Here is a 24,817-nt window from a genome sequence, read left to right on the forward strand (position 1 = left end):
CCTAGGTGCCAAAAGGATGGCGTTTAACAATTGTTTCAATTCGATCTGGACCAGTAGATATGATATCTACTGGCGCTTCAATCAACACTTCAATGCGGGCTATATAGGCCATCGCTGCAGCAGGCAATTGTGCTTCTGTCTGCGCGCCTACAGTAGACTCTGTCCAACCCGGCATAGTTTCGTAAATAGGAGTAACGGCTGCAAAACCTTCAGCGTCACTTGGGCAAGAAACTTCATTGCCATTTGCATCGTGGTAAGCCACGCACAATTTAATTTCATCCATGCCATCCAATACATCCAGCTTAGTCAGACAAATACCTGACACACTGTTAATCTGAATCGCATGCTTAAGAGCCACTGCATCAAACCAACCACAACGACGCGGACGACCTGTAGTAGCACCTAGTTCATGACCACGATTAGCAAGACCTAAACCAATGTCATCAAATAATTCTGTTGGGAATGGGCCACTACCAACACGGGTAGTGTATGCCTTAGTAATACCTAATATGTAATCTAAGTAAAGTGGGCCAAAGCCAGAGCCTGTAGCAGTGCCTCCGGCTGTCGTGTTTGACGAGGTCACGTATGGATAGGTGCCATGATCGATGTCTAGCAAGGTGCCTTGGGCACCTTCAAATAATATATCAACACTTGCACGGCGTAAGTCATGAATTTCAGCAGTCACGTCGGTAAACATGTCCTTGATTTTTTCAGCTTGAGCCAATGCAGTTTCTAATACTTCGTTGTAATCTAGAGGCTTTACACGGTAGAAATTTTGTAATACAAAATTGTGATAAGTCATCACTTCTTTAAGCTTTACTGCAAAGCGCTGTGGGTCTAGCAAATCACCCAAACGTAAACCGCGACGCGCTACCTTATCTTCATAGGCAGGTCCGATGCCACGACCTGTGGTGCCAATCTTTTCTTCACCACGAGCTAACTCTCGCGCTTGGTCTAGAGCAACATGGTAAGGTAAAATCAAAGGGCAAGCTGTGCTGATGCGCAGACGCTCACGCACGGGTATACCACGAGCTTCTAACTCGCCCATTTCCTTTAGCAAGGCATCCATAGCAACAACTACACCATTGCCGATAAAACAGGTCACTGTATCACGCAAGATACCAGAAGGGATCAAATGCAAAACTGTTTTTTCACCTTCAATTACTAACGTATGGCCTGCGTTGTGACCGCCTTGAAAACGTACCACTGCCGTGGCCTGATCGGTGAGTAAATCAACGATCTTACCTTTGCCTTCATCACCCCATTGGGTGCCTAAAACGACGACATTCTTACCCATAATAATTTGCTCTAGTTTATGTTGCTGTACGTAAAATCACGCTAATATAAAAACTTATTCTGCTGGGACGATCTTCCAAGCATTATTTTGCCAAACCAATTGGCGAGAACATTCTTTTGAGGCTGCGCTATGCGCTAACTGTGCCACCAAACGCTCACCCTCCAAACGGAGTTCTGACTGCACCTGCCATAGGCTTTGGCGCTGTTCATTAGTTAAAGTAGCCTCTACTGGCATAGCAATAGCATCAGACTCTATACAAAGCACTTCCGAAAGTTCTGATAATACTTTTAGGTCTGCACTAAAGCCTGTCGCAGGACGGGCTCTACCAAACACCTTGCCGATATCATCATAACGGCCACCTTTGGCGATTGCTTGACCAAAGGCTGGTGTTAATGCAGCAAAAACCACGCCTGTGTGATATTCATAACCGCGCAGCTCTGCCAAATCAAAGTATAAGGTAACCTGTGGGAAGCGCTCGCTCACCGCTTTTGCCAAGCTACGTAAATACTCAATGGCATCTGTCACTTCTTGGCACACATGACCAAATAGCTGCCCTGCTTTATCTAGGACGCTAGCCTCGCCATATAACCGAGGCAATTGTGAAAATATTGCTTTAGCCTCATCAGTTAAGTCCATCGCTGAAACTAAGGCGTCTATATCAGCTACCGCTTTACTTTGCAGTAGGTTAAATAATTCTCTTTCATCATCATCTGCTAAACCCAATGCACTAACTAAGCCTCGGTAAATACTCACGTGGCCCAAGTCTAGAGTAATAGGGTGTTTGATACCGACACTAGTTAGGGTCTCTAACATCAGACTAATTACTTCAAGATCGCTGTCTATGCCAGCATGACCATATAGCTCCGCACCCACCTGCAGGGGGCTGCGCGAAGCCAAAGGGTTAGCTGCACTGGTATGTAATACTGTATTGGAGTAGCACAAACGATTGATACCATCGCAATCTATGCTATGGGCATCGATACGAGCGACTTGAGGTGTAATGTCTGCCCTAATACCCATAGTACGACCCGTTTTTTGATCGATCACCTTAAAGGTGGCTAAATCTAAGTCGTCGCCCGTGCCAATCAGCAACGAGTCAATGTATTCAATAAGCGGCGGCATCACCAAATCGTAGCCCCATGCTTGATAAAGGTCTACCACAGTACGGCGAAGGCCCTCTATACGAGCAGCTTCTGGAGGCAAAACTTCTTTTACTCCATCAGGTAATAACCAACGATTCGCACGGCTCATGTGAGTTCCTGTTCCCCATAAAATTGCATTATATCAACTAACCAAAAGCAGACAAAATAGCCCTAAAAGCATACTTATAAAGCCTAAAATACGCATATTTCGGTCACTTATCTGACCCAACTGAGCCACCATTTTACGCCATCTTTGTGGGTATAAAAAAGGTAACACACCTTCCAATATGAGCATCAAGCAAAAAGCCACCAACAGGTGTTGCATCATTTCATTCATGGATTTCTACTAATATTTCAAACACAAAAAAACCGAGCATCATACAGCCCTTCTCGGACCCTACTTCTCGGTTGCACGATTGTACTCCTTTTAGCCGCAAATGACCACTGCCACGGCTCAAAAATCAACCACTAAAAAGGGCCCCAAAGGGCCCCTTTAATCATGATTTTACTTAAACCAAAAGCTTACTTTAACGTAGACTGGTTCATATACTTGAAGAACTCACTATCAGGCTCTATCAGCATTACATCACCACCAGCACCAAAAGTTTTACGGTAGGCATCTAAGCTACGGTAGAAACTATAGAATTCTGGATCTTGGTTAAAGGCAGCTGCATAGGTTGCAGCAGCAATAGCATCGCCATCACCACGCACAAGCTCCGAATCACGATAGGCATTCGCCTCTATGATGGTTTCTTGACGATCTGCATCGGCACGAATACCTTCGGCAAGCTCCTTACCTTGAGAGCGAAGCTCACGAGCTTCACGCTCACGCTCTGTGCGCATGCGGCCGTAAACAGATTCACTGACCTCTGCAGGCAAATCAATACGCTTAACGCGCACGTCAATTACTTCGATACCCATGTCTGCTTTAACTACCTCATTAAGCTCTAACAGAAGCTCAGACATCAGATCATCACGCTCACCAGAAACAACTTCGGTCAACGTGCGCTCACCAAACTGATTACGCAAGCCCGTATCTACACGAGACGCTAACAACTTAGACGCTGTAAACTCATCACCTGATGTTGCAGTATAGAAGTCGGCCACATTGAAAATACGCCACTTAACGAAAGAATCTACGATAAGCGCTTTTTTCTCTAACGTTAAGTACCGCTGCGGGCGGGCATCCAAGGTAAGCACACGTGCATCAAATACACGCACTGTGTTTACAAATGGAATTTTCACGTGGAGGCCAGGCTGAATGTCAAACGACACAACCTCACCAAACTTAAGCATAATTGCACGCTGCGTTTCCTTCACTACAAACAGTGAAGAAGAAGCGACAAGGAGTGCCACAAATAGGCCAATTAAGGTCACTAAAGTACGAGTAGCCATATTAACGAGACTCCCTTGAAGCTGAAACATCTTGCGTTAGCTGCTGAATCACACGGTTGGTAATTTCATCCACCATACTGGAAGAAACCTTACCACCAGTGCCCGTTGCTGCGCGCAAAGACTGGTTCTGCATTAGCTGATCTAAAGGTAATACCATCATATTATTACCACCTTCAACGTCTACCATCACCTTAGAGGCGTTGGAAAGTACATCTTCCATAGCCACAATATAAAGACGCTCACGAGTTACTTCCGGAGCTTTTTGGTACTCTGCAAGTAGCTTAGTGAAACGCGTAGCCTCACCTTCAGCACGGGCAACTACCTGAGCACGATAGGCTTGCGCTTCTTCAGCTACACGCTGTGCACGACCACGAGATTCTGGCACGATACCGTTAGCATAAGCCTGGGCTTCGTTCTTCACTCGTTGCTCATCTTCACGTGCCTTGATGACGTCATCAAACGCATCTTGTACTTGCGAAGGCGCAGCTGTGTTTTCGATGTTAACCTTAATGACTTCTAGGCCAGTTTTGTAATCATCTAGCAGATTCTGCAATCGACTCTCTACATCTAGCGCAAGAAGTGCACGACCTTCGGTCAACACTGAGTGCATTTCTGAGCCGCCTACAACATGGCGCAAAGCACTTTGTGTAGCTTGTAATAAGCTGTCCTCTGGACTCTTAACTTCTAACAAGAAGCTTTTAGGATCAGACACAACATATTGAACCGATAAGCCTACTTCAACAATATTTTCGTCTTCTGTAAGCATTAAGGCGCGGTTTTCAACGTTACGCACTGCTGTGACGTTAACTTTAGTCACGCTGTCAAATAAGGGCGGGTTCCAGTGCAAACCTGGCTGCACAGTCTCACTGTACTTACCAAGACGCAAAACTACAGCTCGCTCTTGCTGGTCTACTGTATATAAGCCCATTGCGGCCCATAAAACTAAAACGATAGTAGCACCAAAAAGGATAATTTTACCTGTAGGCGCTGGGGTATTGCTACCGCCTGAGCCAGAGGTGTTTTTATTACCTGAACCGCCAAATAAGCCACTGATTTTCTCAATCATCTTATTTAACGCTTCATCTAGATCTGGTGGTCCCTGATCTTGTCCGTTCGGACGGCGATTGCCACCCCATGGATCTTGGTCTTTACCGTTATTACCCGGTTCATTCCAGGCCATAAACTTCTCCTGATTATTGAAATTATAAAACTGTTATAAGTCCCATGGGTTGGCTGGCTGGCCTACGAAAGGCGTTGCATCCATTCCTATGCGACTTAATGCTTGTAAAAAATCTCGCTTTTGTAAGCGAACGTCCAATACCATATGGCCCTGATCGTTAACATCTTCTTTTTCTACTGCGTCTAACGCGTAAAGTTGGGCTCTAAGGTTACCAAACTGTGGCTCTAGCACAATTTGCTGAGCAAAGATTTCGCCCCCTAAACGCTCACTAATGGCTTGCACCAAAAGCTCCACTCCATCGCCTGTTAATGCGCTTAGCCAAACTCTTCTTGGCACGCCAAATCCATCACGGTCAATACGTGCTGGGCAGTCTTGGAGCATATCAATCTTGTTGTAAACTAACAAATAGGGCAAATCATCAGCACCAATTTCTTTGAGTACAGACTCCACTTCTTCTATATTGTCATCACGCTTTTCATCATTGGCATCCACCAGATGAAGTAATAATGTAGCCTCTGCTGTTTCTTGTAATGTAGCACGAAAGGCATCCACAAGCTTATGTGGCAAATGACGAATAAAGCCCACAGTGTCTACTAAGATAGTGGGGCCTACATCTTTAATTTCAAGACGTCTAAAAGTGGGGTCTAAAGTGGCAAACAATTGATCGGCTGCATACACCTGCGCAACTGTGACCTGATTGAACAAGCTAGACTTGCCTGCGTTGGTATAACCCACCAAAGAGATAGTGGGTATTTCCGCACGCCGGCGGGCACGACGCCCCTGCTCACGTTGCTTACGCACTTTACCTAAACGCTTCAAAATAGTGTTGATACGTACGCGCAATAAGCGCCTATCTGTTTCTAGCTGTGTTTCCCCAGGGCCTCGAAGACCAATTCCACCTTTTTGGCGCTCTAAGTGAGTCCAGCCTCTTACCAACCGCGTAGACATGTGTTCTAACTGAGCTAGCTCAACTTGCAACTTACCCTCGTGTGTACGGGCGCGCTGGGCAAAAATATCAAGAATCAAACCGGTTCTATCTAATACCCTGCACTGCAGCTCAAGCTCTAAATTTCTTTCTTGGCCTGGGCTTAATGCATGATTAAAGATAACGATTTCAGCGCCATTTTGTTCTACAGCTAACTTAATTTCTTGTACTTTACCTGAGCCTACATAGGTTTTTGGATGAGGTGTTGCTCGTGAGCCACCTATAGTTAATAGGGGATCTGCACCGGCTGAATAAACCAGCTCTTTTAATTCGTTAGCATCTTCACGCTCTCCTTCTTGGCCCATTTCTAAATGGACAAGGATTGCACGTTCGCCTGATTCATGACGTTCAAAAAACAAAGCAATAACCTAAATCAAAGCGAGCACCTAGAGGTGCTCGTTGGGGGTTCACGAAAATTAAACAGATTATTCCTGCTCATCTTCTTCGGCAGGCATTTTAACGGGCCTTGATGGCACAACCGTTGAAATAGCGTGCTTATACACCATTTGTGAAACAGTGTTTTTTAGCAAAATAACAAATTGATCGAAAGACTCTATTTGTCCTTGCAGCTTAATGCCGTTAACTAAAAAAATTGAAACAGGCACCCGCTCTTTGCGCAATACATTTAAGTAAGGGTCTTGTAAAGTTTGCCCTTTTGACATGGTAACTCCTTGTGTCATTGATCCAACTTTAGAGTAAAGCTAGATATATAATCCTGCGTAAATATGCTAAAACTTGCAAGGCGTTTTACGCCTCCTTTACGCTACCGCTCTATTCTATCGAATAATTGCAAAACATTGAATGTTAATTTTGCATCTAGGCTATCAAAAGTGTGTAATTGTGGCCAGCTACGCAGCCAAGTGAGCTGCCTTTTAGCTAACTGCCTGGTCGCTACTATGCCTTTATGCTGCATAGTAGCGTAGTCATAATCACCACTTAGATGCTGCCACATTTGCCGATAACCAACACAACGCATAGAGGGTAAGTCTAAATGCAGATCCTTGCGAGCCATTAAAGATAGCACCTCTTGCTCAAAACCTTGCGCTAACATACTCTCAAAACGCTGCTCTATACGCTTGTGCAATACAGCCCTATCTTCTGGCCATACGCCAATGGAAGTGATTTGATACGGCAATTGTTGCTGTTTTTGCCTAGCCCAATGAGAAGTTAGCGTTTCCCCACTTAATAAAAAAACTTCCATTGCCCTAGCAATGCGCTGGGGGTCCGCTTGGTTGATTCGCACCCCAGCTACAGGGTCAATTTCACACAAGCGATGATGCATTGCTAGCAGCCCATGGTCTTGTATTTCTTGTTCTAATTGTTCGCGCAATGTCGGCTCAGACGCCGGTAATGGCGCCAAACCTTCCATTAAGGCCTTGTAATACATCATCGTGCCACCTACCAACAAAGGCACCTTACCGCGCGCGGTGATTTGTGCCATAAGCTCTAGCGCATCAGCACGAAAGCAAGCAGCTGAATAGGCCTCAAGTGGGTCGCGTATGTTAATTAAGTGGTGGGGAGCTAGAGCTAAAGTTTGGGCGTCAGGCTTAGCACTGCCTATATTCATATCTTTGTAAATAAGTGCTGAGTCAACTGAAATGATTTCACATGCGCATCGCTGCACAAGCTCTACAGCCAGATCTGTTTTGCCTGCAGCAGTTGGCCCCATAAGAAAAATAGCGGGTGGCAACTGGGGAGCATCTAAATAGTTATCACTCACCAACTATTGCCCTCGCATGAATAGCTTGTCCAGATCTGGCAGGCTAACTTGCGTCCATGTAGGCCGCCCATGGTTGCACTGGCCACTACGCTCTGTAATTTCCATATCTCGAAGCAAAGCGTTCATTTCTACATGGTTTAATCTTCTATTAGCTCGCACAGCACCGTGGCAAGCCATGGTGCCTAGCAGTTCATTATGGGCAGCTCGAATACGATCACTGCTGCCGTAAGTGAGAACATCAGCTAATACATCACGCACCAGCTGTTCTACGTTGGCATGTTGCAGCAAACTTGGCACCTGTCTCACCACTAAACTTTCCGCACCTGATCTGTCTATTACAAAACCCAGCTCAGTAAATAGCTCTTGCTGCGCTTCCACTTGGTCTGCTTCACGCGAGCTCACTGACATTGATATAGGCACTAATAAAGGCTGGGCCTTAATACCCTGTTGTGCCCATGAGGTTTTCATTTTCTCATACACTATACGTTCATGTGCTGCATGCATATCTACCACAACAAGGCCTTGAGCATTTTCAGATAAAATGTAAATACCGTGGAGCTGAGCCACAGCGTAACCTAAAGGTGGCACCTCTCCTGCTTGAGCTACGCTGCCTATTAAGGAGCCTGATACAGCACCTGTATTACCATGTAAGTTGGCATACACCCTACTTTGTTCTTGTATCTGCGCAGGAGAATATTGACTTGACGCGCTGGGGCTCCACGACATTGATGACGTAGGATTACCCGCCACTTGACCTAAGTCCACCTGCGTTTGCCCAGAAAATACTCCGGCTTGTAGCCCTTGAGGTTGTAATTGGGTGGGATCTTGCATGACCCCCAATTGCTCCACTGTCCCACCTGTGGGAGTTTCTGGACGCACTTGAGCTAAGGTTTTATGCAAACTGCGGAAAATAAAGTCATGCACTAAGCGCCCATCACGAAAGCGAACTTCGTTTTTAGTAGGATGTACGTTTACATCTACACTGGCGGGCTCCAACTCTAAGTACAATACAAACGCTGGGTGACGACCATGGAACAGCACATCGCGATAGGCTTGGCGCACGGCATGCCCCACTAGCTTGTCTTTGACCACACGACCATTCACAAAGAAATACTGCAAATCCATTTGGCTGCGTGAGAAGGTAGGTAGGCCAACCCAGCCCCATAATCTTAATCCTGGCGCTTCCATTTCAATGTGCAAAGCTTGCTGCATAAATGCAGGGCCACATACGCTAGCTACACGTTTTTCTTGAGCAGACTGGGTGTCAGCTGGGCGTAAATTATGGATTACCTTTTGATTGTGCTTTAGGCTAAATGCCACGTCAAAGCGACTTAATGCCAAACGTTTTATGACTTCTTCTAGGTGACCAAACTCTGTTTTCTCGGTACGTAAAAACTTGCGCCTGGCTGGGGTATTAAAAAATAAATCCCTTACTTCCACTGTAGTACCCACTGGATGTGCAGCAGGTTGCAATTGAGCTGCCATGTCACGACCTTCGGTGATGACTTGCCAGGCACTATCTTGATCTTGTGTGTTTGAAGTAAGGATGAGCCTAGACACTGAGCTCACACTAGCTAAAGCTTCTCCACGAAAACCTAAGCTTTGTACTGATTCCAAATCTTCTAAACTGGCAATTTTACTGGTAGCATGGCGACTTAAAGCCAAAGCCAAATCTTGCTTATCAATCCCTGTGCCATTATCACGCACTCGCATCAGCTTTACGCCGCCTTGTTCCACGTCAACATCAATCTTGTTAGCTTGGGCATCAAGACAATTTTCTAACAACTCTTTAATCACTGATGATGGGCGCTCCACCACTTCGCCAGCCGCAATTTGGTTGGCTAGACGTGGGCTAAGTTGATGTATTTTAGAAGTCATTAGATACTCACAATCATAATGGGAATTTCGTTTAGGTTGTTGGAATGATTAATTTTTTACCAACTTTTAATACAGATTTATTGGTCATCTTATTGACGCTTTGCAGGCGCTTAACACTGGTACCAAATCGCTGAGCAATAGCAGAAAGCGTATCTCCAGAAACTACCTTATAAGATATCTGTTTTCGCTTTGCCTCTACCACAGAGGCTACATAGGTATTGGCTATAGGATAGCTATAAAAATAGCTTTTTAAGCCTTTAAAAATAGCGGTGGCCATTTGCTTTTGATATGTTTTAGTGCGTAACTTTGCAGCTTCACCAGGGTTTGAAATAAACCCTGTTTCAACCAAGATTGAAGGAACATCTGGCGATTTGAGCACCACAAAACCTGCCTTTTCAACATGGTTTTTATGTAATTTAGCAATCTTACCTATGTTATTGAGTACCTCTTTGGCAACTCCAAGGCCTGCAGATTGGCTATAGTTCATCGACATATCGATTAAAGTCATGGCCACATCATCTTCTTTGTCTTCCAAGCTAATGCCACCAATACCACCAATTAAATCAGCTTCGTTTTCTTTTTGTGCTAATAAGCGCCCCATTTCACTTGAGGCACCACTAGAAGACAATATCCACACAGATGCACCTTTAGCTTTACTGTTTTTAAAAGCGTCCGCATGGATAGAGATGAAAAGATCAGCCTTAGCATTACGCGCTTTTTTAGTACGTCCTCTTAAGCTTATGTAATAATCACCAGTGCGGGTGAGTAAAGGCTCAAACCCAGGTTCCTTTTTGATCAATGCTTGCAATTCTTTGGCGATCCCTAGGACCACATGTTTTTCACGTAGCTTTTTACCACCGTATTTAGGCCCTAACGCTCCTGGATCTTCGCCTCCGTGGCCAGCATCAATAGCAATAATTATATCTCTTTGGCTATCTAGCAAAGACAAACTACTGAGCGTATTTTTTGGTTGTGACACTTTCGAGGGCGTTGAGGATTTAGCCGTTGGCACAGTTTTTTTCACTGCACCTTTAGTAGGTGTTGGCGTGGTGAGTTGATAGTTGGATAAATCTATTACTAAGCGGTGCCCATAACTCGCATTGGGAGGCAGGCTAAAAATTTTATGGCTAGTTTTATAAGCTAAATCCAACACTAAACGTAACTTATTGCCGCTGCGCTGACTAGAGCGAACAGCACGTATAGGGCTGTTAGAAAAGTCCAATTTCGCCATCGATGTGGACAAAGTACTCTTGTCTATATCAATCACTAATCTATCTGGATTGGTCAGTGTGATTTTTTCAAAGGTGATCGCACCACTAATATCTAGCACTACCCGTGTATTATCTGGGGCGGGCCAAATGCGTATATTTTCTATTTCTGCAGCAATAGTAGACGTTGAGAAATAGGTCAACAAAAGCAGCAATAAAACCCTCATGTATTGACCACATCTAAGCCGCGTATGATTTTATCGCCCCTATTTGTTTGCGACACAAAACACAAATTACGACCACGATCTAGGGCAGAAATAGTAATCACCACATCAGCAATGGGCAAATAACCCAAACCTTTATCAGGCCACTCAATTAAGTTAATAGCAGATCCATCAAAATAATCCCTAATGCCTAAATAATCTAACTCTTCTGGGTGCCCTAGGCGATAGAGGTCAAAGTGGTGGAGTTGTTGTTGGCCAAATTGATATGGCTCTACCAAAGTATATGTGGGGCTTTTAGTGGCTCCTATGTGGCCAAAATGGTTCATTACACCGCGCGTGAAAGTAGTTTTTCCCATACCCAAATCTCCCTGCAAAAACACCGTAACTGCTGTTCGCGCTGTCACAATCTGATCGCCTTGTGCTTCTTTGGGGATGGCATTTAGAGACTTTCCAAACTGCTTACCTAGAGCCACCATAGCGTCTTCGCCGTGGGCTTGTTGTTGATACTCTAGAAACATGAACTCAAAAACCTACACAATATATAATTTATCAAGGTGCAATATAGCCTAAAAGCATAATAAAAACCGCCTAGGTTATAGTATTTCATGGGTTTTTTTCATTTTTAGAGATTCAAGGGATTCGTCTAGGTTAGAATAACGCTTATGCCTACGCCAAATTCACCTACAGTTAACGTCACCCAAACCCTAACACCGCAACAACTTGCGCAGTTATCTATGCAAATTAAGCAGTTGGCAGGCGAGTTTGGCTTTGCCGATTGCGGCATTACTGACACCGATAACGAAACTGCTGGCGAGCGATTAGAGCAGTGGCTAGATCTAGGCTACCAAGCAAACATGGACTACATGTCCAAACATGGTAGCAAGCGCTACCGAGCGAAGGAGCTAGTACCTGGCACTAAACGAATCATCTGCTTACGTATGGATTATCTAGACCCTAAGCTAACCACTTTAAGTGCATTACAAGATGGCGAGCGCGCTTATATAGCACGCTACGCACTAGGCAGAGATTATCACAAGCTAGTGCGTAAACGACTAGCTCAACTTAGCAAAGCCATAGAAGCCTTAATAGGGCCCTTTGGTCATCGTGTATTTGTTGACAGCGCACCGGTACTAGAAAAACCCTTAGCTCAAAAGGCAGGCCTTGGTTGGCAAGGTAAACATACATTGCTCATTAATCGTAAACAGGGGTCATGGTTTGTGTTGGGCGAAATTTTTGTTGATTTACCTTTACCCATAGATGAGCCTTATCAAAAAGATCATTGCAGTCGCTGCGAATCCTGCATGAATGTGTGCCCAACCAATGCTTTTCCACAGCCGTACGTATTAGATGCCAATCGATGTATTGCTTACTTAACCATCGAGCACCGGGGCAGCATCGCAAAAGAATTGCGGCCTTTAATAGGCAATCGCGTATTTGGCTGTGATGATTGCCAACTTGCTTGCCCATGGAATCGGGCACCTGGCACCACTCAAGAAAATGATTTCAAACCTCGCCATGGTTTAGATCAAGCAAAACTGGCACAATTATTCCAATGGAGTGAGGAACAGTTTCTTGAACGCACCCAAGGCTCACCAATTAGACGGGCAGGCTTTGAAGGCTGGCAACGAAACTTGGCCATTGGGCTAGGCAATGGCCCAGCCACAACTAACAGTATACAAGCACTAGAAAACCAACGCGACAAAGCTACGCCTATGGTGGCGGAACATATTGACTGGGCTTTAAACCAATTATTAAAGCGTAAATCAAAAATAATACCCATCACTCCATTACCCTTGGCAGATCACTTAGGCCATAAATTAAAGTACTTGTTTTAAATATACCAGCGCTGTAAAGGCCTTTAGAAACAAGCTAGGGCAAAGTAAAATTTATTCGTGCTAAACTCAGAGATTACACTTAAAAGGTAGCTTTTGTTGTGACCATCCCTAAATGTCTAAATGGTTTTTATGCTAGCCCAGTGGCTGCAAATACCGCAGAAAAATGGATCATTGGTGTTATTGGCCAGGATATTTTATTGGCTAATAACGCTGACATAAAAAGCAACCCGTTTATTGACTGTAATGTTGCACAACAGCTGGATGTTTTTTGCAAAAGAAAAATCACCCTTGGCCAATGGCTTTCTCGTGACTGCGAAGTTTGGGATTTAACACCCGAAGCTGACAGCACTGATGGTTTTAACACAGCGGTTCTTCGGGATTTACTGGCGATCGCAGGTGAAGAGGTTTTTTCTCTAGCCTGCAGAGCAGTACAGCTGTTAAATTGGCAGGACACTCACCGCTTTTGTGGTCGTTGCGGCCAGCCTAATCAAGCCACTCATAAAGAGCATGCTATGGTTTGTACAAGCTGCAACATCAACAATTATCCGCGTATTTCACCGTGCATTATTGTAGTCGTTACTCATGGAGATCGGTGTTTGTTAGCCCGCAATGCCAGTTGGGCTAGCGGTCGGTTCAGCGCTTTAGCAGGCTTCCTTGAGGCTGGGGAAAGTGCGGAACAAGCATTGCACCGAGAAGTGTTTGAAGAGGTGGGTGTAAATATAAATAACATCCGCTACATTGGAAGCCAATCATGGCCTTACCCTGGCCAACTAATGCTTGGTTTTATTGCCCAGGCAACCAGTGAAGAAATCAAAGTTGATGGTATCGAAATCGCTGAGGCAAACTGGTTTCACTACAAACAGTTACCTGAAAAAATCGCTCCACCAGGCATCATTGCTGGTGCCTTAATCAAGCAATTTGTAGATGAAGCTACCTTAATTTATGGCTAGCCATCTGTGCGATTTTATTAATCTAGGCATCCATCCTCAAAAAGTGATCTCGGTAAAACTTCATTTCAGCAATAGAATCACGCACATCATCAAGCGCTAGGTGACTGCCGCCTTTTTTGAGGCCATCAAGCAACTCTGGGCGCCAACGGCTGGCAAGCTCTTTTAGCGTACTTACATCTAGATTACGGTAATGAAAGTACGCTTCAAGCTGTGGCATATACTTCACTAAAAAACGCCTATCTTGGCCGATAGTATTGCCACACATAGGTGAATGCCCGCCATCTACCAAAGTTTTAAGAAAAGCAATGGTTTGCTGCTCGGCATCAGCACAACTCACTTTACTCTCACGCACTCGTTGAGTAAGTCCGGATTGCCCATGCTGATTGATGCACCAAGCATTCATAGACTCCAATACCTCATCACTTTGGTGAATAACAATCGATGGTCCCTCACCCAGCACGTTTAAGTGTGCATCAGTGACAATAGTGGCAATCTCTATAATAACGTCTTGTTCAGGGTCAAGACCTGTCATTTCTAAGTCTAACCAAATCAAATTTTTGGGGTGTTTCACAAGAAAAGTGCTCTAGGTGTTATTGATAGACTGAATTATGCCTCACTTCGGAGTAGAATAAAGCCTTTACTGACAACCCAGTATACTATTTATCCATGGCAAAACGTAAACTCACCCGTCACCAGCAGTGGCAAATCGATAAAGTGCAAGAAGAGCGCCGTGCGCGGGCTAATAAACAAGATGGTGCGATAGAGCAAGCTATAGAGCATGGAGACCTATCTGCTGAGCAACAAGGGTTAATCATTGCTCATTATGGCTCGCTAATAGACGTTGAAGCTTTGCACGGCCAACACCAAGGTGAGATTTTCCGTTGTAAGATACGTTCAAATCTAGGATTTTTGGTGACTGGAGATAAAGTGTCTTGGCGTCAAGCAGCAGATCAAAGCGGTGTTATTGTGGCTCGTGATGATCGTAACAGTATTTTAAGCCGTCCAAATAAGTATGGCGACCTTAAACCTGTGGCCGCCAATATTGATCAAATTATTGTCACTTTCGCCCCCAAACCTTATGCTCACGCCAACCTCATCGATCGTTATCTAGTGGCCGCCGAGGCAAGTGATATAGAGCCTATATTGTTACTCAACAAAACTGACCTCTTAGATGAAGAAGCTAAAGAGCATCTTGAGCCTATGTTGGCACGCTACCAAGCCCTGGGTTACCGTATTATTCGTGCTTCAACTCAAACTTTAACTGGCCTTGAAGCTTTGTATGCCGAACTTAATAATAAAGTAAGCGTGTTTGTAGGTCAGTCTGGGGTTGGTAAGTCTAGCCTTGTAAATGTGTTACTTCCCGGTGTAGACATAAAAACCAGCGCTTTATCTGAACAAACCAACAAAGGAGTTCACACCACAACCACAGCTAAGCTGTTCCACATCCCTAATGGGGGTCAATTAATAGACTCTCCAGGAATCCGTGAGTTTGGTCTTTGGCATATGGACACAGCCACCTTACTTGAAGGTTTTGTCGAATTCAGGCCTTATCTAGGCTACTGCAAGTTTAGTGATTGTAGTCACGAACATGAGCCTGCTTGTGCTTTACTTCAAGCTTTAGAAGATGGGCATATCGACCCTGTCCGTATGTCTAGTTTCCAACATATCAAAGAGTCGTTAGACGACTTCACCACACACAACTAAGGATTTTTCATGGGCGATCGTTTATTTGTATTGATGCAATACCTTTTACCACAACATTTAATTTCACGCTTAGTCGGCTTTTTGGCCCACAGCACTATACCTGCGATTAAAGACCCTTTTATACGCACTTTCATCAAGCACTTTAAAGTGAACATGGATGAAGCTCAAAGACAAACACCTAGTGAGTTTGAAAGCTTTAATGACTTTTTTACCCGCAGTTTAAAGCCAGGCGCTCGGGCAATTGATATGAACCCGCAACATTTAGCTTGCCCGGTAGATGGCGCTATTAGTCAGTTGGGGCAAATAAATGGTGAAAACCTATTCCAAGCCAAAGGCTGTGAGTTTGACCTCACCACTTTATTAGGTGGCAATAGCGAACTTGCCAACCCTTTTATAGATGGCAATTTCGCCACAATTTATTTAGCCCCTAAAGACTACCACCGAATTCATATGCCTTGTGATGGCACACTTACACACATGGTGCATGTACCTGGACAACTTTTTTCAGTGAACCAAGCTACAGCTGCTAAAGTGCCAGGTTTGTTTGCTCGTAATGAAAGGGTTGTGGCTATTTTTGACACCGAGTTTGGACCTATGGCCATGGTGCTTGTAGGGGCAATGATAGTGGCCAGTGTTGAAACGGTATGGGCGGGGTTGGTATGCCCAACAGGCAAAGCTGTGAGCCAGTTTAACTACGGTAGCCAAGAGCCTATCCACTTAAAGAAAGGTGAAGAAATGGGTCGATTTAAATTGGGCTCTACCGTAGTGATGTGTTTGCCAAAAGGGGCAAGCCAATGGCCTACAGAGCTTAGCGCTGGTACGACCACACGCTTAGGGCAAATGTTTGCCCTGCTTAACTAAAGGTGGCTTAACAACTAGATGAGCTAGGCTCGGTGGTGGCTAAAGGCCATCACCTTACTGATGTCTTTTTCTCCAGAAACTAACATCAACAATCGCTCTATACCTAAAGCCACACCAGAACATTCGGGTAGCCCAGCTTCTAATGCCTGTATTAGTCTAATATCTGCAGCCATTGCAACTTTACCCATAGCTTGCCTTGATTGATTATCTGCTTTAAAGCGCCGTGCTTGCTCTATAGCATCGGTTAATTCGTGGTAGCCATTAGCTAGTTCAATACCATTTATATATACCTCAAAGCGGCGAGCTACTTTATTACCCCATTCATCTTGCGCCTGACGTGCTAGAGCGCACTGGCTGGCTGGATAATCAAAAACAAAACACGCTTTGGGTAATGCTGGTTCAATACAATGGCTCATTAACAAATCTAACCAAGTGTCTCTTGGAGTATCCGCATCCATTTGCACATCTACAAGGGCAATGGCCTTTTGCCTAATAGACTCGTCGCTTGCTGTTAATGGGTCAATGGATAGTATGCTTTCAAAGGCCGTACGATAACTCAAATAATGCCACTCAAGCTCCTCATTCACTAGCACCGTATCAATGAGACACGACACCTCTTGCATCAATTGCTCTAAACTATAGTTGAGCTGATACCACTCTAGTAGGGTAAATTCTGGATTATGTTTGCGGCCTATTTCACCGTTACGAAAAGCCTTGCTGATCTGATAAATACTGCCACTGCCAGCTGCTAGCAAACGCTTCATTGCATATTCAGGGGAGGGCATTAAATTCATTTGTGTGCTTGATAAAGCACCATCTTGAGTAAAAGCGACAGGGATAGAGTCTATATGAGGGTCAGACACCCCATAATGAGACATTACGGGGGTATCTACTTCTAGTAAGTGTCGAGCGTCAAGGAATGCACGTATTTGACTTATAACCTTGGCACGCTGTTTAAGTTGCTTTATATCAGCACTAGGTTGCCATGGCATCGTAAGGTCCTAAGGTTATGCGCGGCTTACGTAGTCGCCTGTGCGGGTATCAATTCTTAGTACTTCACCCTGCTCAATAAATAAAGGCACACGCACTGTAGCACCTGTAGCTAAGGTTGCAGGCTTACTGCCACCTTGAGCGGTATCACCTTTAAGGCCCGGGTCAGTTTCGGTCACTTCAAGGTCTACAAAGTTAGGTGCTGCCACAGCAATTGGTGCATCGTTCCATAATGTCACTATGTAGATTTCTTGTTCTTTAAGCCACTTAATACTGTCACCTAATGCACTAGCATCAGCACCATATTGCTCAAAGGTTCCATCTGCCATCATAAAGTGCCAAAATTCGCCATCTGTATAAAGGTATTCCATGTTGCGATCCATCACATCTGCCGCCTCAATGGATTCACCTGATTTAAAGGTGCGATCCCACACCCGGCCAGATTTCAAGTTTTTCATACGTACCCGAGTAAAAGCTTGACCCTTACCTGGTTTAACAAACTCTACGTCTACCATGGCACATGGATCGCCTTCTAGCATTACTTTAAGGCCAGATTTAAATTCGTTACTGCTATAATTAGCCATTTTATCGCTCTAATCAAATATACATCGGAAAATCTATCGCTCATGATACCGCAAAGCATCACCCAAGTTGACCCTTTTAGCTTGATTAAGCACAAAAGTTTGCCAAATGACTGGCGCGCACAGATGCGTGAAGCCTATCGTACGCCTACAGAATTACTCACTGCGCTGGATTTTAGCCCAGAACAACAAGTTGAGTTATTAGCTCACGATCAAGGTTTTATGACCTTAGTTCCCAGAGCCTTTGCGCAAAACATGCGCCCACAAGACCCTACTGACCCCTTGTTATTGCAAGTGTTGCCTCAGGCACAAGAAGCCATATCACATGCTGAGTTTAATAATGACCCGCTGGAAGAGGCTCGCTTTAACCCAGTACCTGGTGTTGTGCACAAATACCACGGACGGGCTTTATTAATTGCCGCAAGTCACTGCGCTATCAATTGCCGTTATTGTTTTCGTCGCCACTACCCATATGACGAACAAAAACGCTCACGCAACCAGTGGCAAGAAAGCCTGAACTACATTAGCTCACAAACTGATATAGAAGAGATTATTCTTAGTGGGGGCGATCCACTAGCCCTAACAGACTCACTATTATTTGATTTAATTAGCGCCATTGAACAGATCCCACATATTAAACGTTTGCGCATTCATAGCCGCCTGCCCATTGTGTTACCACAACGAATCACTTTAGAGCTATGCCAAAGACTTGAAGCATCCAGACTGACCTGTGTCATGGTGGTGCACGCCAACCATGCTAACGAGCTCGCCCTAGACGTCGCGCAAGCTTGTGCGCTATTACGTATGCATAAGGTGCAACTACTTAACCAAAGTGTATTACTGGCCAGCATTAATGATAATTTGGAGTGTTTGAAAAACTTAAGTGAACGCTTGGTTGATCTGGGCGTTATGCCCTACTACCTGCATTTGCCAGATCGTGTAGCTGGCACCACACATTTTTTTGTAAGCTTAGAGCGATGCCAAACTTTAGTGGCGCAAATGCAGGCCTGCATGTCTGGTTACTTAGTACCAAAACTTGTACGTGAAGAGGCTGGCAAACTAAGCAAAACGCTATATTCGCCAAACTAAAAACTACAAAGCAAAATAACTCAGACTAACTTAAACTAAATACAGTAAAGCATCTAAATCTAGATTATTTATCTGATGAGGTGCCTGTTGCCTAACTAACGGTTTGCCATGGAACGCCACGCCCAAGCCTGCTTTATTGAGCATAGGCAAATCATTTGCACCGTCTCCAACAGCAAGGCATTGTTCTAGTGTTAAACCCAAGGTTGTGCGCAACTGCTCCATCAGCTCAACCTTTCTATCGGCATCCACAATCACACCAGAAACTTTGCCTGTAAGCTTTCCATCCACCTCTTCCAAACCATTAGAAAAAGCGCCTTGCATTCCAAGTTGGCTTGCTAAAGCATCTGCAAAATAACTAAAGCCTCCAGACAATATAACGCAATATATACCTTGGCTTAACAAACCTTTCATTAGCTTTTCTGCTCCTGGCATTAGCTTAATAGAGTTTTTGATAGCTGCTAATTGGCTCGTTTCAAAACCTTCAAGTAGGGCTAGGCGCTTTCGAAAACTTTGTTCAAAATCCAACTCACCAGCCATGGATCTGGCAGTAATACTTGCCACTTGTGGGCCTATTCCTTTTGTATAAGCAAGCTCATCCATCACTTCAGCTTGAATCAATGTGGAATCCATATCAAACACTGCTAGCTTTATTTTTTGTATAGGCTTATTTGCTGATTGTAATACATAATCAAACTGACTCTGTTTAGACTGCTCTTTGAGCAAGGTATCTAACTGCAAAAACACTAGCTCATCATTACTACTCCATTGCCATTGATGCACCATAACACTCACATCATCACTTAGGTTTTGAACTGACGCTTGTGTTTGTAGCCGGTTAAACACGCTGTCGATGGCTGCAAAACTCACTTCATTAGTCATATTGAATAAGGTTAGGCGGTGAAACATAGACACAACTCCTTGAGTGGGCTTAGCATTTTATCATTAGTGAGTTAGAATGGTGTTGATTTTTACTCTTTAATACAGCGCTGATTAACACCTAATGCCCAATAAAATTTTATCTTTTCGACATCTAATGCACTCACGCCTGACTTTAGTTCAAAAGACAGTGTTTTTACTCATTGCCACCTTTGTCATTGCGGGAAGCTCTATAGGGCTGATGACTTACCAACACCTAAGCGAAGTGGCCGGTCAACAACATACATTTATAAGTGAAAAAATGGGCCAGCAATTAGCAAATTTAAGCGCCCCTTTGATCATAAAACAAGACTACATTAGCCTCAACGTCACCTTGGCAGAACTAAGGCAACAAGGCGCTTTGATTGGTGCTGCTGTATATGACGCTGATGGGAAAATGCTTGCTAAAACGGGCCTTCTTAATGATGCAGAATATTTAACGTTGCCTATTGAGTTAAACGAGCAACTTATTGGCAGCTTACACTTACGCTATGCCACTTTAGACCTGCAGCCAAGCCTTAACGAACTCACAAAACTATTGTGGCCCACTATAGGTTTGGCGTTGTTAGCTTGCATTGTGCTTGGATGGTGGTTTGGTGCTCGATTAGTACAACCGTTGCATCGCTTACATGAGGCACAAGAACAACTACTTGAGTATGGCAAAGCACCTCCTCTTGATGACTCTCGACTTGATGAATGGGGCATTATTAACTTAGGATTTAATTCAATTAATGAAGAGCGCTTGTTACACACACAAACAGAGCACCAATATGAGCTAGAAATGCCGGCCGGCAAAGGGGTAATAACTGGAGATCATTACGATGATAACCAACCAGAATTAGAAGCCCCTAATCAGCAAGAAGCGTTCAATCAAGAATTACATAGCTTGGCGCGAGAGTTATCTTCAGATCCTGAACTAGGGGATCCACTTTTTGCACCCAAATTGCAAGCAGATCCAGTTGAGGCCGCTGCAGGCTATAGCGAAAACCATTTACCTATATTTAGCATGGACGATTTGCGTAATGGTGAAAACTCCACCCCATTGCGACCCATACGTATGTCTGTAGATGCTTTTGAGCCTATTCATGATGCCATGACAGATCCGCTGCCTGACCCTGCTCAATCAACTAATACAAGCGCCGTTACGCCTAGCCCTGATTCCGAAGGACTGCACGCTAGGCTAGACGAAGAGCCCTTAGTGAGCTTGCTATATATTAACGTCAATACCCGTGACCAAGGCCCCATGGCCGCTGCAGAAAAGCACTTACTGCTTAAGTCTTATCATCGCTTGGTGGACCAAGTGTGTGCGATTTATGGTGGAGCAATTGAAACAAAAGAAAACCACGATGTACTTGTCACCTTTGATAAACCTCATGAGCATATGACCCATTGTGTGAATGCGCTATGTGCTGCACAGTTTTTCTTCGGTTTATACAAAGCCTTTAATGCTCAAAGAGCTACCCAACAAAAAGCTGGATTGAATATTCAAATTGTAGTGCACACTGGCGTATTAGAAGCGTTGAATACGCTCACAGAAGAAGCATCACAGCTGTCTCGCCGTGAACGCCAAGACCATATGGTCATCAGTCAAAATGTGGCTTATCATCCAGAATTGCAGCAACGCGTACTGCAAGCAGACAATTGCATAGCACTGGCCAGTGGAGCGGTGTGTTTAGCCCGCTTAAGCAGTGACTATCAAGACTTGTTGGACATGCAAATAAGTCACTTTAGCACTACGAATTAAGGCTTTATACCTACAGATTAGCGTTTACGCTAAATCTGTAGGCGTTTCATCTACCTCATTAGGCACACTGCCTTCTACAGCCAAACTATCCACCTTTTGGAAACCTCGAGGCAGTTTATTGCCTCTTCGACCGCGCTCACCACGGTAATGAACTAAGTCAGAAGCCTTCAAACGCAAATAGCGTTTTCCCGAATGCACTAGCAATTCACTGGTTTGCGTAACCAAAGCACAAGCCACCATGAACTCGTCACGACTAGCTACACGAGCCGGCGATATACTAATAATTTTATTACCCTTACCTCGCGCTAACTGAGGCAAATCCTGTAGTGGGAAGACTAGCATACGCCCCTCATTGCTCACTGCTGCAATCCAGGTGTCTGTCAGTTGACTTATGTGCTCAGGCGAAATGATTTTTGCACCTTTAGGTACAGACAATGTTGCCTTACCGGCTTTATTCTTACTCAGCAAGTCTTCGAAAGTAGCTACAAATCCGTAACCAGCATCGGTACTCATCAGTAATAATTGATCAGGTTTGGCACTTACTGCAGCAGAAAACTGCACTCCACTTGGTGCATTAAATCGGCCACTAAGCGGCTCACCCTGGCCCCTTGCAGATGGCAATGTATGTGCCTCTAAAGAATAGCTACGCCCACCTTCATCAATAAAGGCTACACTTTGATTACTGCGGGCTTGCACCATTAGCAAGAAATCATCACCAGATTTATAGCTCATGTTAGAAGGGTCTATATCGTGCCCTTTTGCACCACGCACCCAACCTTGCTTAGACAAAACAACAGTTACAGGCTCGGTAGTTAGTAGGTCACGCTCTGTCAGCGCTTTCGCTTCTTGACGCACAACAATTGGTGAGCGTCGATCATCGCCAAAAGCTAATGCATCTTCAGTTAATTCGCGTTTGATAAGAGTTTTTAACCGGGCTTTAGAGCTTAACAAAAGTTCTAGCTTATCGCGTTCTGTGGCAAGTTCATCTTGCTCTGCTTGAATGCGGTGCTGTTCTAAGCGAGCTAAATGGCGCAGTTTCAAATCTAAAATAGCGTCAGCTTGCAAAGCTGATAGTTCAAACCTTTGCATGAGCACAGGCTTGGGCTTCTCTTCTTCTCGAATGATGGAAATAATTTCATCTATATTTAGATAAGCAGTCAACAAACCTTCTAAAAGATGCAACCGCTCTAACACTTTATCCAAACGGTGCTGCAAACGACGAGTAACCGTCTCCATTCTAAATGATAGCCACTCTTTTAATATAGCGCTCAAGCCTTTCACTTGAGGTTTACCGTCCACACCAATGAGATTTAAGTTTACTCGATAAGAACGCTCCAAATCTGTAGTAGCGAAAAGGTGGTTTAATAACTGCTGCGTGTCCACCCTATTTGAACGGGGAACAATCACCAAACGTGTGGGTTTTTCATGGTCCGACTCATCACGTAAATCGGCCACCATAGGCAATTTTTTAGCCTGCATTTGCGCAGCTATTTGTTCTAATATACGAGCACCAGAAACTTGGTAGGGTAAAGCCGTGATAACAATGTCACCATCTTCATGATCTACCAATGCGCGCATACGAATACTGCCACGACCGGTTTTATACATTTCTAATAAATCACGTGGCGGGCTTATAATCTCTGCAGTAGTGGGCATGTCAGGCCCTTGCACAAACTCAAAAAGCTCTTCAGTGGTTGCCCCAGGGTGATCCAACAAATGAACACATGCAGAAACAACTTCACGTAAATTATGGGGTGGAATATCTGTCGCCATACCCACAGCAATGCCTGTGGCGCCGTTGAGTAATACGTTGGGCACGCGAGAAGGCAACACCAGAGGCTCTTGTAACGTGCCATCAAAGTTATCCCCCCAATCTACTGTGCCTTGGCCCAGCTCACCCAACAACACCTCTGCATAGCCTGCAAGCTTAGCTTCGGTATAACGCATAGCAGCGAAAGATTTAGGGTCATCTGATGAACCCCAGTTACCTTGGCCATCTACTAGGGTATAACGATAAGAGAAGGTTTGCGCCATGTGCACCATAGCTTCATAACAGGCACTATCACCATGAGGGTGAAATTTACCTAACACATCACCAATAGTACGAGCTGATTTTTTATATTTAGCAGAGTTTTTGAGCCCTAGCTCAGACATTGCATAAATGATGCGTCTTTGTACAGGCTTTAGGCCATCCCCTATGTGGGGTAGTGCACGGTCCAAAATGACATACATCGAGTAATCTAAATACGCTCGCTCGGTATATTCTTTAAGGGGTAGACGCTCAACGCCTTCATCAATAGGGATGACACCAGACATAATAAAAAACATCCTATTTGAGTGAGTTCAAGCCAACTAAAATGCTCGCCACACACATGCTAAATCAAAAAAATTAAGCTTGAGTATACCGTAAAAAGTGGTTTGATAAAGATCCCACCAGCATTTATTGAATGCCTACTACTATTTCTTAAATGAATCAGGCCTATGGCATTAATTACTGAAATATAGCTCAGATTTTGATTACTTTTTAACCACTAATCCGATATAATAGAGCCAGTGAAAACTAACCCATGATGGCTTGTGTAATATATAGACATTTACTCACAAACCATCAGACCAGCAAGGCAGGGCCGCCAGAGCCCACCTGACAATAATTTGTTGAGTCATTGATTTTCATAAGAAAACTTTAACTTTAAATCTCTAAGGAGAAAAATTATGTCGCTACATCCTACGCTTACAGAAATGGGTATCACAAGCTTTGCATCAATTAGCAAATACACTCTTCGCCAAGAAGGTGATTTTGATATTCTTAAAATATACTACAAACGTGAGAAAGGTTCTTTTTTACCTCGTAGTAAGAAGTTCCGCTTCGGACGTGCTACGCGCACTGTAATGGTTGACTCTGGTCGCCAGCAATGGAAAGAAGTGAGCGAAATCTCACCGTTTTTATTACGCGCCCTTACTGAGCTTAACAAGCTAGCTAACGAAGAAAGTAAAGCTGTAGATAGCAAAGAGTCTATCGCACAAGATCTAGTACACCTAGAACGCATCATGGCTGAAAAGCTAGCTGAAATTCGAGCTAAAATCGAACAGCTATAAACTTTTTCGACAATAAAAAACCG

At 44.3% G+C, this 24,817-nt stretch carries 23 protein-coding genes; 7 read left to right on the forward strand and 16 right to left on the reverse strand.

Going from position 1 to position 24,817, the window contains the following annotated elements; all coding sequences use genetic code 11:
* Position 1: 1 nt before the first annotated feature.
* The 11 genes from ABXT42_RS09515 to tsaE all read right to left on the reverse strand — a co-directional run bounded on the left by ABXT42_RS09515 (position 2) and on the right by tsaE (position 11,547).
* Positions 2–1,297, reverse strand: a complete 1,296-nt coding sequence (locus ABXT42_RS09515) for an adenylosuccinate synthase (protein ID WP_443627915.1) — start codon at positions 1,295–1,297, stop codon at positions 2–4.
* A 54-nt stretch (positions 1,298–1,351) separates the two neighbouring features.
* Positions 1,352–2,548 carry an ATP phosphoribosyltransferase regulatory subunit gene (locus tag ABXT42_RS09520; protein ID WP_443627916.1) on the reverse strand — a complete coding sequence of 399 codons (1,197 nt, stop codon included), beginning with the start codon at positions 2,546–2,548 and terminating at the stop codon, positions 1,352–1,354.
* A 33-nt stretch (positions 2,549–2,581) separates the two neighbouring features.
* A complete protein-coding gene (locus ABXT42_RS09525) occupies positions 2,582–2,776 on the reverse strand; it encodes a DUF2065 domain-containing protein (protein ID WP_443627917.1) in 195 nt (64 codons plus the stop codon).
* Positions 2,777–2,961: 185 nt separating this feature from the next.
* A complete protein-coding gene (gene hflC / locus ABXT42_RS09530; protein ID WP_443627918.1) occupies positions 2,962–3,834 on the reverse strand; it encodes a protease modulator HflC in 873 nt (290 codons plus the stop codon).
* A gap of 1 nt (position 3,835) precedes the next feature.
* Entirely contained in the window at positions 3,836–5,014 is a 1,179-nt protein-coding gene (gene hflK / locus ABXT42_RS09535) for an FtsH protease activity modulator HflK (protein ID WP_443627919.1), read from the reverse strand.
* A gap of 33 nt (positions 5,015–5,047) precedes the next feature.
* On the reverse strand, positions 5,048–6,358 hold the full coding sequence (hflX, locus tag ABXT42_RS09540; RefSeq protein ID WP_443627920.1) for a ribosome rescue GTPase HflX: 1,311 nt from the start codon (positions 6,356–6,358) through the stop codon (positions 5,048–5,050).
* Positions 6,359–6,424: 66 nt separating this feature from the next.
* The gene (gene hfq / locus ABXT42_RS09545) at positions 6,425–6,661 is read right to left on the reverse strand and encodes an RNA chaperone Hfq (protein ID WP_443627921.1); all 237 of its coding nucleotides are present in this window, start codon (positions 6,659–6,661) and stop codon (positions 6,425–6,427) included.
* Positions 6,662–6,762: 101 nt separating this feature from the next.
* Positions 6,763–7,719, reverse strand: coding sequence for a tRNA (adenosine(37)-N6)-dimethylallyltransferase MiaA (miaA, locus tag ABXT42_RS09550; RefSeq protein ID WP_443627922.1), 957 nt, complete (start codon positions 7,717–7,719; stop codon positions 6,763–6,765).
* Between the two features lie 3 nt (positions 7,720–7,722).
* A complete protein-coding gene (gene mutL / locus ABXT42_RS09555) occupies positions 7,723–9,597 on the reverse strand; it encodes a DNA mismatch repair endonuclease MutL (protein ID WP_443627923.1) in 1,875 nt (624 codons plus the stop codon).
* A gap of 31 nt (positions 9,598–9,628) precedes the next feature.
* Positions 9,629–11,032, reverse strand: coding sequence for an N-acetylmuramoyl-L-alanine amidase (locus ABXT42_RS09560; RefSeq protein WP_443627924.1), 1,404 nt, complete (start codon positions 11,030–11,032; stop codon positions 9,629–9,631).
* Positions 11,029–11,547, reverse strand: coding sequence for a tRNA (adenosine(37)-N6)-threonylcarbamoyltransferase complex ATPase subunit type 1 TsaE (gene tsaE / locus ABXT42_RS09565; RefSeq protein ID WP_443627925.1), 519 nt, complete (start codon positions 11,545–11,547; stop codon positions 11,029–11,031). Before tsaE ends, ABXT42_RS09560 begins: the two co-directional genes overlap by 4 nt.
* Positions 11,548–11,691: 144 nt before the next feature.
* Here tsaE and queG point away from each other — a divergent pair, with 144 nt between their 5' ends.
* Together queG and nudC are read left to right on the forward strand one after the other, a co-directional pair.
* Positions 11,692–12,864 (forward strand): tRNA epoxyqueuosine(34) reductase QueG, encoded by a 1,173-nt coding sequence (gene queG / locus ABXT42_RS09570; protein ID WP_443627926.1) that lies wholly within the window; start codon positions 11,692–11,694, stop codon positions 12,862–12,864.
* Between the two features lie 98 nt (positions 12,865–12,962).
* Positions 12,963–13,814: an NAD(+) diphosphatase gene (gene nudC / locus ABXT42_RS09575; protein ID WP_443627927.1), complete on the forward strand. Its 852-nt coding sequence runs from the start codon at positions 12,963–12,965 to the stop codon at positions 13,812–13,814.
* 22 nt (positions 13,815–13,836) lie between these two features.
* Here nudC and orn read toward each other — a convergent pair whose 3' ends face one another.
* On the reverse strand, positions 13,837–14,346 hold the full coding sequence (gene orn / locus ABXT42_RS09580; RefSeq protein WP_443629472.1) for an oligoribonuclease: 510 nt from the start codon (positions 14,344–14,346) through the stop codon (positions 13,837–13,839).
* Between the two features lie 134 nt (positions 14,347–14,480).
* Between orn and rsgA the strand changes: the two genes are divergently transcribed.
* Positions 14,481–15,518, forward strand: a complete 1,038-nt coding sequence (gene rsgA, locus ABXT42_RS09585) for a small ribosomal subunit biogenesis GTPase RsgA (protein ID WP_443627928.1) — start codon at positions 14,481–14,483, stop codon at positions 15,516–15,518.
* 9 nt (positions 15,519–15,527) lie between these two features.
* Positions 15,528–16,379 (forward strand): archaetidylserine decarboxylase, encoded by an 852-nt coding sequence (asd, locus tag ABXT42_RS09590; protein WP_443627929.1) that lies wholly within the window; start codon positions 15,528–15,530, stop codon positions 16,377–16,379.
* A gap of 23 nt (positions 16,380–16,402) precedes the next feature.
* Here the strand turns inward: asd and epmA are convergent, their stop codons facing one another.
* Together epmA and efp are read right to left on the reverse strand one after the other, a co-directional pair.
* The gene (gene epmA, locus ABXT42_RS09595) at positions 16,403–17,371 is read right to left on the reverse strand and encodes an EF-P lysine aminoacylase EpmA (RefSeq protein WP_443627930.1); all 969 of its coding nucleotides are present in this window, start codon (positions 17,369–17,371) and stop codon (positions 16,403–16,405) included.
* A 15-nt stretch (positions 17,372–17,386) separates the two neighbouring features.
* Entirely contained in the window at positions 17,387–17,953 is a 567-nt protein-coding gene (efp, locus tag ABXT42_RS09600) for an elongation factor P (protein WP_443627931.1), read from the reverse strand.
* 42 nt (positions 17,954–17,995) lie between these two features.
* Here efp and epmB point away from each other — a divergent pair, with 42 nt between their 5' ends.
* Positions 17,996–19,039 (forward strand): EF-P beta-lysylation protein EpmB, encoded by a 1,044-nt coding sequence (gene epmB / locus ABXT42_RS09605; protein ID WP_443627932.1) that lies wholly within the window; start codon positions 17,996–17,998, stop codon positions 19,037–19,039.
* A gap of 30 nt (positions 19,040–19,069) precedes the next feature.
* Here the strand turns inward: epmB and serB are convergent, their stop codons facing one another.
* Entirely contained in the window at positions 19,070–19,945 is an 876-nt protein-coding gene (serB, locus tag ABXT42_RS09610; RefSeq protein ID WP_443627933.1) for a phosphoserine phosphatase SerB, read from the reverse strand.
* Between the two features lie 127 nt (positions 19,946–20,072).
* Here serB and ABXT42_RS09615 point away from each other — a divergent pair, with 127 nt between their 5' ends.
* A complete protein-coding gene (locus tag ABXT42_RS09615) occupies positions 20,073–21,698 on the forward strand; it encodes a hypothetical protein (RefSeq protein WP_443627934.1) in 1,626 nt (541 codons plus the stop codon).
* A 24-nt stretch (positions 21,699–21,722) separates the two neighbouring features.
* Here ABXT42_RS09615 and parC read toward each other — a convergent pair whose 3' ends face one another.
* Positions 21,723–24,014, reverse strand: coding sequence for a DNA topoisomerase IV subunit A (gene parC, locus ABXT42_RS09620; protein ID WP_443627935.1), 2,292 nt, complete (start codon positions 24,012–24,014; stop codon positions 21,723–21,725).
* A 396-nt stretch (positions 24,015–24,410) separates the two neighbouring features.
* On the opposite strand from parC, the gene ABXT42_RS09625 reads away from it, so the two are divergent.
* Positions 24,411–24,794: a DUF3461 family protein gene (locus tag ABXT42_RS09625; RefSeq protein ID WP_443627936.1), complete on the forward strand. Its 384-nt coding sequence runs from the start codon at positions 24,411–24,413 to the stop codon at positions 24,792–24,794.
* Positions 24,795–24,817: the final 23 nt, after the last annotated feature.

The organism is Candidatus Njordibacter sp. Uisw_002 (assembly GCF_047730155.1).
Lineage (GTDB): Bacteria > Pseudomonadota > Gammaproteobacteria > Pseudomonadales > Balneatricaceae > Njordibacter.